Genomic DNA, 10,747 nt, shown 5'->3' on the forward strand with positions numbered 1-10,747 from the left:
AATGGTGGGTTCAAGATCGGCTTTGGCATGGCGCCGAAGGTCGCGGAAGTTATGGCCGATCTTATCCTTCGCGGTCAGGGTGAAATTCCGCCCGGTTTTCGTGTGGAAGACAACATCTGACCCCGGTGCAACGCAGAAGACGTTTGATCAAAAATCTTGGCGCTCGGTTTTCGGTTGGAACGCTCACCATGCACTCGGCAAAATATCAGCGAGCAACGCTGCATTTCGCGCGTCATCAGGCTTCGGCGGCGCGCCTCAATTCCGTCATCAGATCTGCCAGTGATTTTTCATAGTGATCGTTTTGCAGGCGTCCGTGTTCATCAAACTCTTTTGCTGGTCCGGCCACCATGACTTCTGGCCCCGGCACCATCAGCGGGCGGAACGGTGTCATGCACAAACGCAGTGCGTATTGACCCCGCGCACCACCGGCGCGGCCCGCGTTTGCCGACATGATGGCAACCGGTTTGCGCAGCCACGGTGAGCCCTCTGTTCGGCTGATCCAGTCCAGCGCATTCTTTAGCACGCCGGAAATGGATTGATTGTATTCGGGCGAAGCGATGATCACGGCATCTGCCTGCGCAATCGCGTCCGCTGCGGCCTGTACTTCGGGTGGGATGCCGGTATCTTTTTCTATGTCCTCATCGAACACCGCGAACCGAATATCTGGTTGCGTAAAGCTGCAATCCCCAAACAGCCGGACCGCTTCGTTCATAAGCTTGAGGTTATAGGACTCTCGGCGCAGTGATCCGCACAGCCCAGTCACTTTCAGCGTTGCCATTCAATTTTCCCTTTGATCACGATACGTCACAGGTAAGGCGATGCTGCTAGAACTCCACTCCGATTTGCGCCTTGATGCCCGACCGGAAGGGATGTTTGACTAATTCCATCTCTGTAACCAGATCGGCTGCTTCGATCAGCTCGTCCTTGGCATTGCGGCCGGTCAGCACCACGTGGGTCATCTCGGGCTTTTCAGCTTCCAGAAAGGCGACCACGTCGGCGATATCCAAATAGTCATAGCGCAGGGCGATGTTGATCTCGTCCAGAAGTACCATCCGGTTGGATGGGTCGCGGATAAGCTCTTTTGCTTTTTCCCACGCTGCTTGTGCCATTTCTGTGTCGCGCGCGCGGTCTTGGGTTTCCCATGTAAACCCTTCGCCCATCGTGTGGAACGCACATTTGTCGGCGAAATTCGACAAGATCAAATCGCGCTCGCCCGTGCTCATGCCGCCTTTGATGAATTGCACGACGGCGCAGGGCATATCGTGGGCAATGCACCGAAAGATCATTCCGAATGCGGCCGAGGATTTGCCCTTTCCCTTGCCGGTATGAACGATCACGAGGCCCTTTTCCCCTTCTTTGGTTGCCATTATCTTGTCCCGCGCGGCCTTCTTCTTGGCCATTTTTGCAGCGTGGCGGGCAAGATCATCCTGCGGCTTGGGTTGTTCGGTCATGATGTCCTCTTCCTGTGCGACCAACAATGTCGGTGATCTGCGGCGCGCCGTAAACCCCGGTCAGAACAACCAGTCAACAACAAGCGGTGTTGCGACAGCAGTAAACAGGGCGTTCAGCCCCATTGCGATGCCTGCGAATGCCCCGGCCACCGGGTCGACCTGAAAGGCGCGTGCCGTTCCGATCCCGCTGGCGGAACTGCCGGTCGCAAACCCGCGCGCCCTGTAATCGCGCACGCCAAGGGCATCGTAAAGCGGGGTCACGATGACAGCGCCAAGGATGCCGGTCAGGATGACCAGAGCGGCCGTCAGCGACGGAATCGCGCCGATGGCTTCCGCAACGCCGATGGCGATGGGCGAGGTGGCTGATTTCGGGGCCAAAGACAGCAAGACCTCGCCGCGCAGACCCAGCGCCCAACCTACGCCCAAACCCAAAAGCATCGCTGTCAGTGACCCTGCCACCAGCGCAGCAAGCATCGGAAGCGCGGTGCGCAATATACGATGCCGGTTCACATAGAGCGGCACAGCCAATGCGACTGTCGCCGGACCCAGCAGGAAGTGCACAAACTGTGCGCCGTCAAAATAAATCTCATAGCTTGTGCCGGTGACAACAAGCAGTGCGGAGAGCAAAATCATTGCGATAAGCACGGAATTGACGAACGGTTTGCGCCCACTTGCGCGAAATGCCCAATCCCCTACGGCATAGGCAAGCACCGTGGCTGTCAGCCACCACAAAGGGCTGTCGGTCAGATAGACCCAGATGTCAGAAACCGGGGTCATGCGCCGCGCTCCACCAGCCGAAGCACGGCTGAAAAGACCAGCACGCTCACGGTCAGCCCGCCCACTGTGCTGACAACCAGTGCAACCAGCAGTGCCGGACCGTTTTGACCCAGCAGCGGCAGATGCGCCACCACACCCACACCGGCAGGCACGAACAATAACGACAGATGCGCCAGCAGCCCCTCACTCAATTCGCGCACGACGTCATAGAGTTTCGGCACTGCAAGCATCAACCCGACAAGAAGCGCCATGCCAAGCACGGGGCCCGGCAAACTGAGGGATAATGCGGTGACCGTGACCTGACCGACCAGTTGGCAGGTGAGCAAAATGGCGATGGCATGCAGCATAGAGTGCTCCTTGATGATGCCTCGTGTTATCACGCCCTGCTTCTTTGGCTATCCCGGTCAGGCTGTTCCAGCGTGCTGTGTCCGTTTTTACAACCGGATGGGGCATCTTGTTGTCTGCCGCCTTTGATCGGAACGGGCCAGCCAATTCATCTGCGGTACCTTGCCTGTCATGATCGTCCGCGATGTGCCAAACGATCACGAATGCGCCACTTCGACGGGCCTTTTACGCTTCTTTAACCGCGCCTAACGCACCATAGATAGCGGCGACTGCAGGATTGCGTGTGATGAACACCGAAAAAGCGAACCTTCGCGTGATGCGCAGCCTGGCATGTGTGCTTGCGGTGCTATTCGCAGTGTCTTGCGACAGCCCCAGCCCGCCAATGTTCGGGGCGCAAAGCACACGCCTTACCGTTGGTGGCCATTCATTTACCGTCCACCATACATCGCAGCGCGCGGAGTCGGTGCGCACCAGCGTCATGGCAGAACCGGGCCTGCGTCAAATGCTGCTGTTATCTCGAACTGCGATTGAAACGGCGAGCGGATGCGTCGTGCGGCCCGGCACGATGTACGGTGACCGCGTTATGGCAGAAGCCTTTTTGAATTGTGACGGCGAACCTCCCGCAATCTTGCGCCCCCAATGGCGATATGCATTGCCGAATTGACGCTGTCACACAATCAGATACGGCCTCGCGCTGCTGCCGCGATCCGTTCGCGCGCAGAGTTTGACTTTGGCTGCCACATATCCCGGTCAATCGCCTCCTGAAACCGCTCCGCGATTTCTCGCAGGGCACTTGGGTTGTGTTCTTCGATGAACGCGCGGGTGTTATCGTCGCCAAGGAATGCCGCCTCTACGGCGTCGAAATGATGGCCAAGAACCGCGTCCGTCGTGGCCGCAAACGCGAAAAGGTAGTCCACCGTCGCGGCGATCTCGAACGCGCCTTTGTATCCGTGGCGTTTGACCCCCTCGATCCATTTTGGGTTCACGACACGGGACCGCACCACTCGGGCGATTTCTTCGTCCAGCGTCCGGATGATGGGGCGCTCGGGCCGGGAATGGTCGTTGTGATAGATTGGCCGCGCAACGCCTTGCAGATGTTTCACCGCTGACGCAGCGCCCCCTTCGAATTGATAGTAATCGTCGCTGTCCAGCAGGTCATGCTCGCGGTTGTCCTGATTTTGGACCACCGCATCAACTTGACCAAGCCGCGTTTCCAAGGCGGCGCGCGCTAAGTCGCCCGCAGACCCCTTGCCGTATGCGTAAGAACCCCACTGCAAATAGGCGTCGGCAAGGTCAGCTTCGTTCGACCAAAGCCGTTCATCGATCAGCGCCTGAAGTCCTGCGCCATACGCGCCGGGCTTTGACCCGAAGACCCGGAACTGGCCGTCTGGTCCCTCCATCGCGGCCCGCGCTGCTGCTGGGTTTATGTCTTCCGGTTCATTCAGCGCCATGACTGCCCGCGCGGCGCTGTCCACCAGATCGATTTGCGCTGGAAACGCGTCGCGGAAAAAGCCCGAAACCCTGAGCGTGACATCCACCCGGGGCCTGCCCAAAGCGGTGGCAGGGATGATCTCAAACCCTACCACGCGGCGGCGTGCATCGTCCCAACGAGGCTTTACCCCCATAAGTGCGAGCGCTTGGGCGATGTCGTCGCCGCCGGTGCGCATATTGGCGGTCCCCCACGCTGTCAGCAACATTGCGCGCGGCCAGTCACCCTGATCTTGCAAGTGACGCTCAATCAACATGTTCGCTGATTTCCACCCCAAGGCCCAAGCGGTCGGGGTGGGGATGGCGCGGCTGTCCACTGAGAAGAAGTTTCGGCCAGTTGGCAACACATCAAGACGCCCGCGGGTCGGGGCCCCGGACGCGCCCGGGGCGACGAAGTGCCCTGAAAGGGCGGCGAGAAGCCCCGCACCCTCTGCGGCCCCGCAGCCGGCAACCAACGGCGTCACGTCCTCGTTTACGCCGGCCATGACTGCGGCACTTCTGGGGCCGGGTGCTTCGGTAGAGCCATCAATCAACCGCGACGCGAGGGCCTCCAATCGTTCAACCGTGTCACCGGCGCTGCGCCACACACCGCCCTCGCTCAAAGTAGCGGGGCGCGGGCCAGTCCATGGCGCAGCCATGTCACAATCCAACGGGTCGAACGTGGCCCCCAGACCCAAGTCCTCGGCTAACGCCCGCTGCAAGGACGCATCGCGCCCGGTTCCGTCACGGCGCGGAACGCGCACAAGGGCTTGTACCAGATCGTTCGCCAGCCGTCCCTCGGGGGCTTGGCCAAACACATGCAACCCATCGCGGATCTGCGCCTCCTTCAACTCACATAACCACGCATCCAGTTTTGCCAGATCGCGATCTTCGTCATCTCCGGTCAATCCGGCATCCTCGCCCAGACCGGTGGCGTCGCACAGGCTGACAATTTCGCGGCGCAGATGCGATATCCGCCGCGGGTCCATACCCGCCGCCTCATAGTATTCGTCGACCAATGCCTCCAGATCCCGCAGCGGGCCATAACTTTCCGCGCGGGTCAGTGGCGGGGTCAGGTGATCTATGATCACGGCTTGCGCGCGCCGCTTGGCCTGCGTGCCTTCTCCAGGGTCGTTGACGATGAACGGATAGACATGAGGAACCGGGCCCAACACCGCCTCCGGCAGGCATGCCTCGGAAAGAGCGAGCGCTTTTCCGGGCAGCCACTCCAGATTGCCATGTTTGCCCATGTGAACGATGGCCTGCGCGCGCTGTTCCTGCCTCAGCCAGATATAGAAAGCGAGATAGTTGTGCGGTGGCACAAGGTCAGGCGCATGATACGTTGCTTCTGGATCAATGTTGTACCCGCGCGCAGGCTGTAGACCGACGGTCACGTTGCCATACCGAAGCACCGAAAGCGCGAAACCATCCGGTCCGGCAAAAGGATCATTCTCTGGTGCCCCCCAACGGTCTTCAATCCGCTGCCGGACATCCAAAGGCAACGCATCAAAGCTGGCCTTGTATCGGTCCAAGGACAACCGCACGCCTCCCTTGCGCTCGGCTCTGTCCGGCAGCCAATTCGTTGGCCCGGCCAAGATTGCGCGCATCAACGCGTCTGCATCATCTGGAATGTCTTCGACACTATACCCAGCGCCGCGCAAAAGACGCAGCACGTGGACGGTTGCGGCGGGGGTGTCCAGTCCGACACCATTGGCCAACCGTCCGTCTTTGTTGGGATAATTCGCAAGCACCAAGGCCACGTGACGTTCTGCCGGGGTTGTATTGCGGAGCTGTGCCCAATTGGCCGCCAAGTCCGCCACAAAAGACACCCGGTCGCCGCGGGCGCGATAAGTGGCGATCGGGCATTGCGTGGCCTCATCAAAGAACGCTTCGCCCTTGAAGCTGATTGCGCGTGACAAAATCCGCCCGTCCACTTCCGGCAAGGCGACGTTCATTGCAATGTCGCGCGCCCCAAGACCGGTCAGGCCCTCTTCCCAACTCTCTTCAGATGCGCTCGACAGAACGACCTGGAACACGGGCGCGCCTTGCGCGAACGGGGCGGCAAGGGGGTTCGAAGCCCCCGCGCCGCCAGCCGCCTGTTCCGGCGTGCCGACAGCAAAAGCCGTACAGTTCAGGATCACATCTGGCGTCGCTGCACGGAACATCTCTTCCAATAGCCCTGCGCTCAGGGGGTCCTTAAGGGACGCCACGAAAATAGGCATGGGATTCAACCCGCGCCGGGCCAGTTCCTTGACCAGCCTGTTGATCGGGTGCAGCCCGGCCCCTTGCAGCAGAGCACGATAGAACACAATGGGCACGACAGGCGCGCTTTCGGTCCACTGCGCACGCAGCGCGGCCAGGCCAGTTGTGCCCAGACCTGGCCAGTAAAGCCCTGATTTGAGCAAAGGGCGCGCCGCCGGAGGGCGGTCCGTTTCACCGTCGATCATGGCCTGCGCATAGCCTAGAAAATGCGCGGCGTTTTCTGGCCCCCCTTCCACAAGATAGGCCCAAAGCGCCTCCCAATCGGTGCGCGCGACTGTGGATAATTGCCAAAGCTCGTCATCGGGCTTGTCATCGCCGGGCAGGGCCACAAATGGCACGCCGGCCGCGTGCAAATGCGCCGCGTATTGTTCCAGCCCATAGCGCCAATACCCGGTGCCGCCCAACACGCGGGCCACCACCATCTTTGATTTCACGGCGCAGTTCTGGACGTGCAGGTCGACCGACAGCGGGTGCCGCAGATGCATCAGGTTGCCCAAACGCAAATCCACCGGCGACGTCATGGCCCCTCGCGCTTCGCTGAGCGCGGCAAGTTCCGTATCGGCCGCAGACAGCACAACCAGATCGGCCGGGGTCTGCCCAAGGTCCACCGGTTCCTGCCCGTCGTCAAGGTTTCCGGGTGTTGCGGCGAGAAGGTGCATAAAGACCACTCCTGTTCAATGCACCGCGCACAGGCACGCGGGGCATCGGGGAACTTGCCCCGGACGTTGCTGGGGCCAGATTGTTACGCGGCGAGTGCAGCGGTAATTGCAGCGCGATCCAGCCCTGCCTGACCAATCACCACAAGCCGTGTGGTGCGCGCCTCTCCGGGTGCGAAGGGGCGGTCGAAGTAGCTGTCCACGCGGGGGCCAACAGCCTGCAAAGTCAACCGCATAGGCTTGCCGGCCACGGCGGCAAACCCCTTTAGGCGCAGAATGTCGTGGCTTTGGATCGTCTCTGCCAAGAGCGCCGTAAATGCGGCCGGGTCCGTCACTTCGGGGCAGGTCACCACAAAGCTCTCAAAGGCATCATGATCATGATCATGGTCGTGATGATGGTGATCGTGATCGTGATCATGGTCGTGGTCGTGATGATCGTGATCGTCGTGATGATCATCGTGATGGTGGTGGTGCACCTCGCCGCGCGCGGTCAGGTCGTCTTCGGCCCCAACTGCTTGTCCAAGCAGAACGTCCACTGGAAGCGCTCCCATAGACGTGCGCACCACCTGCACCCCTTTGCGGGCCTCGGCCTTGAGTTTCGCAGCCAACTCTTCGGCGGCCTCGTCGCCCAGAAGGTCGGATTTGTTCACGACAATCATGTCTGCGCAGGCAATCTGGTCTTCGAACAATTCGGACAGCGGCGTTTCGTGGTCCAGATTTTCATCAAGCTTGCGCTGCGCGTCCACGGCTTCCACGGAATGGGCAAATCGCCCGTCTGCTACGGCTTTGCCATCAACAACAGTCACCACGCCATCTACCGTAACACGCGTTCGGATTTCGGGCCATCCAAAGGCGCGCACCAAAGGTTGCGGAAGGGCAAGACCAGAGGTTTCAATAACGATGTGATCCGGAGGCGTGTCGCGGGCCAGCAGCTTTTCCAGCGTGGGAATGAAATCTTCGGCGACTGTGCAGCAGATGCAGCCATTCGACAGCTCCATCACGTCATCATCTGCACAGCCTTCGATGCCGCACCCTTTGAGAATGTCACCATCGACGCCCAGATCGCCAAATTCATTGATGATCAACGCGATGCGTTTGCCGCCAGCATTGGTCAGCATGTGGCGGATCAGTGTCGTTTTTCCGGCCCCGAGAAAGCCGGTGACAACGGTGGCGGGGATTTTGGCGGGCATGTGGATCATCCTTGCGGGAAACCTAACAAAAAGCGCACCGGGTCCGATTGGCCCGGTGCGTGCAATCAGTCATGTCAAAGGTCGGGGCGCAAGGCCCCGGGTCATCGCTCAGGCTGCGTTGTAGAGCCGTGGGGTGACCCACGGCGTCCCAAGTTTGCCTTTCAGCGCTTTGGCGCCCGCCAGAACCGCAAGGTCTGCAATCGGCTCAATGATCAGAACAGCAGCGTAAGCAGCCCCGAAGGCGGCGATCGACGCCAGCGTTTCTGCGCCGAAGCCTTGGCCATACACAGCCCAGAACGCGACCCAAGCGACAATCCCACCCTGATACGCGGCGGACAACTTGAGCGTTTGCGCATAGCTCAGATCCACATACGCCGTGCCCGGTGCAATGATGCGGTTCGCCATGTAATGCAGCCCGAACATCGGCACCAGCAGCGTGGTCAGGTTCATGCCAAACTGCGGCAGGTCAATCGGAGCGAACAACAGGCCCTGCAACAAAAGCCCGCCCGCGAGCCCGATGGCGGCTGGCGCGGCCCCGAGGATCAGCAAAAGCGTGGTTCCAAGGATGAAGTGAACTTCGGAAACGCCCGCCGAGAAGTGCGGCAGAATTTCAAAGAACACGAACACGGCGATTGTGGCCATGATGCTGCGTGCTGCTAGCGAGACAACGCCGCGGTCCACCAGATCGGTCCAGACCAGTTTTGCGGAATAGGCCGTGGCGCCTGCGGCGGTGGCATAGCTAAGAGCAATTTTTGCGCCATCTACGACGCCCGGTTCGATATGCATTTTATCTCGTCTCCAAAGCTGCCATCCCCGGCAGCTGGTTTCCTGTGCCGCATGGCTGGTCTCCTGGCTCGCGGGTCGTTGCGCTTTCGTTCCCTTCCCGGATCCTTGAGAACCCAGTGGTAATGAACGCGCGCTCGCCGCTGACAGTCGCGGGGGCGGCTGCGGCTGCGGGCCCCGATTGGGTCACCCGTTCCGCATTCCCATTTGATCGCCGATGCTGTGCACCATGGCGAACCATGCACGATCTGCATGCCGCCTTAACTATGGCCGAGTCAACTGCGACATGCAGTTTCATTGCTGGCAAACTCTTGCGGTAAGGCCTGCGGTGCAAACATAGATTTGTTTACCTACGGCTACATATGGGGGTTTGGTGGTAAATTGCGGCCATATGCAGGGTTTGGGAATTGACAGGTTGACGCGTGTCGGGGACACTTGGTCTCACCTTTGATTCACCCCAAAAGGCGCTTTGGCGTGCAGTTCATAAAGCTCAGACTCAATGGCTTCAAAAGCTTCGTGGACCCCACCGATCTTGTGATCGCGCGGGGTCTGACCGGTGTCGTCGGGCCGAACGGGTGTGGAAAATCCAATCTTCTCGAAGCTTTGCGCTGGGTGATGGGCGAAAACAGGCCCACGGCGATGCGCGGCGGCGGGATGGAGGATGTGATCTTTGCCGGGGCGGCCACCCGGCCCGCCCGCAACTTTGCCGAAGTCAGTCTGCAAGTGGACAACAGTGAACGATTGGCGCCTGCTGGTTTCAACGACAGCGACACGATCGAAGTGGTGCGCCGGATCACCCGCGACGCCGGGTCTGCCTATAAATGTAACACCCGCGAGGTGCGCGCGCGGGATGTGCAGATGTTGTTTGCAGATGCCTCCACCGGCTCACACTCTCCGGCTTTGGTCCGGCAAGGCCAGATTTCCGAATTGATCAACGCGAAACCCAAATCCCGTCGGCGCATTCTGGAAGAGGCGGCTGGGATTTCGGGTCTGTATCAACGCCGCCATGAGGCAGAGCTGAAGCTGCGGGGCACGGAAACCAACCTTGATCGCGTGGCGGATGTGGTGGACCAGCTTTCTGGGCAGCTTGGGCAATTGGCACGGCAGGCCAAGCAAGCCGCCCGGTATCGCGCCATCGGGACAGACTTGCGCGCGGCGGAATGGTTGTTGATCTATCGGCGCTGGCGAGACGCCGATCTAGCGCTCGCCGATGCAAAGGCTGGCTTGACCGAAGCGGTGCGAACAGCGGCTCAGGCTGAAGTGGCCAGCCGCACCGCCGCTGCTGCCCGCGAAGCTGCGGAAGACGCGCTCCCGCCCTTGCGCGAAGAGCAGGCCATCGCAGGCGCCGTATTGCAGCGTCTGACCGTTGAGCGGGACACCCTGCGTGACCGCGAACTGCGTGCTCGCGATCAGATCACTGCATTGGAAGGGCGGCTGACGCAGTTGGCCCGAGACAGTGACCGCGAACAGGCATTGACCCACGACGCCGGCGACACGATGGCCCGGCTGGATTGGGAAACGTCCGAGTTGCAGAGCGCGGCGGAAGGCCACGAAGACCGTTTGGCGCAGGCGCTTGAAGCCGCACAAGACGCCGCTGAAGTTCTGGCCGATCGCGAAGATGCATTGTCGGCGTTGACCGAAGAAGTGGCCCGCCTTGTGGCCCGGCACAGTTCCGTGGAACGCCTTTTGGTGGACAGCCGCAAGACGCTGGACAGAAGTGCGGCAGAAGCAGAGGCCGCCCGCGCCGCCGTTGAAACGGCGCGCCAAGCCGCCGCCATGGGTGCGGTGGCACAATCAGAGGCTGAAGAAGCGATGA

9 protein-coding genes, 1 pseudogene and 1 riboswitch are annotated in these 10,747 nt (G+C 60.5%); of the genes and pseudogenes, 3 read left to right on the plus strand and 7 right to left on the minus strand.

All coding sequences use genetic code 11. The annotated features are described in order from the left end of the window. Positions 1–120 (plus strand): annotated as a pseudogene (locus tag E2L05_RS21190) (FAD-dependent oxidoreductase); the annotation flags it as partial. A 115-nt stretch (positions 121–235) separates the two neighbouring features. Here E2L05_RS21190 and E2L05_RS19235 read toward each other — a convergent pair. From E2L05_RS19235 to E2L05_RS19250, 4 genes are read right to left on the minus strand one after another with little or no spacing between them, the layout of a single operon-like run. Then, positions 236–778, minus strand: coding sequence for an NADPH-dependent FMN reductase (locus E2L05_RS19235; protein WP_133344537.1), 543 nt, complete (start codon positions 776–778; stop codon positions 236–238). A 46-nt stretch (positions 779–824) separates the two neighbouring features. Further along, positions 825–1,451 (minus strand): cob(I)yrinic acid a,c-diamide adenosyltransferase, encoded by a 627-nt coding sequence (gene cobO / locus E2L05_RS19240; RefSeq protein WP_133344539.1) that lies wholly within the window; start codon positions 1,449–1,451, stop codon positions 825–827. Positions 1,452–1,511: 60 nt separating this feature from the next. Beyond that, a complete protein-coding gene (locus E2L05_RS19245) occupies positions 1,512–2,228 on the minus strand; it encodes an LrgB family protein (protein ID WP_133344541.1) in 717 nt (238 codons plus the stop codon). Beyond that, positions 2,225–2,575, minus strand: a complete 351-nt coding sequence (locus tag E2L05_RS19250; protein ID WP_133344543.1) for a CidA/LrgA family protein — start codon at positions 2,573–2,575, stop codon at positions 2,225–2,227. The genes E2L05_RS19245 and E2L05_RS19250 overlap by 4 nt, the downstream gene beginning before the upstream one ends. Before the next feature lie 284 nt (positions 2,576–2,859). Here E2L05_RS19250 and E2L05_RS19255 point away from each other — a divergent pair, with 284 nt between their 5' ends. Continuing rightward, the gene (locus tag E2L05_RS19255; RefSeq protein WP_133344545.1) at positions 2,860–3,237 is read left to right on the plus strand and encodes a hypothetical protein; all 378 of its coding nucleotides are present in this window, start codon (positions 2,860–2,862) and stop codon (positions 3,235–3,237) included. Positions 3,238–3,250: 13 nt separating this feature from the next. Here the strand turns inward: E2L05_RS19255 and cobN are convergent, their stop codons facing one another. The 3 genes from cobN to E2L05_RS19270 form a co-directional block, all read right to left on the minus strand. Further along, positions 3,251–6,961: a cobaltochelatase subunit CobN gene (cobN, locus tag E2L05_RS19260; RefSeq protein ID WP_133344547.1), complete on the minus strand. Its 3,711-nt coding sequence runs from the start codon at positions 6,959–6,961 to the stop codon at positions 3,251–3,253. An 83-nt stretch (positions 6,962–7,044) separates the two neighbouring features. Beyond that, complete coding sequence (gene cobW, locus E2L05_RS19265) at positions 7,045–8,148, minus strand: cobalamin biosynthesis protein CobW (protein WP_133344549.1); 1,104 nt, start codon at positions 8,146–8,148, stop codon at positions 7,045–7,047. A gap of 108 nt (positions 8,149–8,256) precedes the next feature. After that, on the minus strand, positions 8,257–8,934 hold the full coding sequence (locus E2L05_RS19270; RefSeq protein WP_133344552.1) for an energy-coupling factor ABC transporter permease: 678 nt from the start codon (positions 8,932–8,934) through the stop codon (positions 8,257–8,259). A gap of 36 nt (positions 8,935–8,970) precedes the next feature. Continuing rightward, positions 8,971–9,188: riboswitch (cobalamin riboswitch) on the minus strand. A gap of 217 nt (positions 9,189–9,405) precedes the next feature. On the opposite strand from E2L05_RS19270, the gene E2L05_RS19275 reads away from it, so the two are divergent. Further along, a partial coding sequence (locus E2L05_RS19275; RefSeq protein ID WP_165971816.1) for an AAA family ATPase occupies positions 9,406–10,747 on the plus strand: 1,342 nt, incomplete at its 3' end.

The sequence above is a fragment of the Meridianimarinicoccus aquatilis genome (genome assembly GCF_004358675.1).
Lineage (GTDB): Bacteria > Pseudomonadota > Alphaproteobacteria > Rhodobacterales > Rhodobacteraceae > Meridianimarinicoccus > Meridianimarinicoccus aquatilis.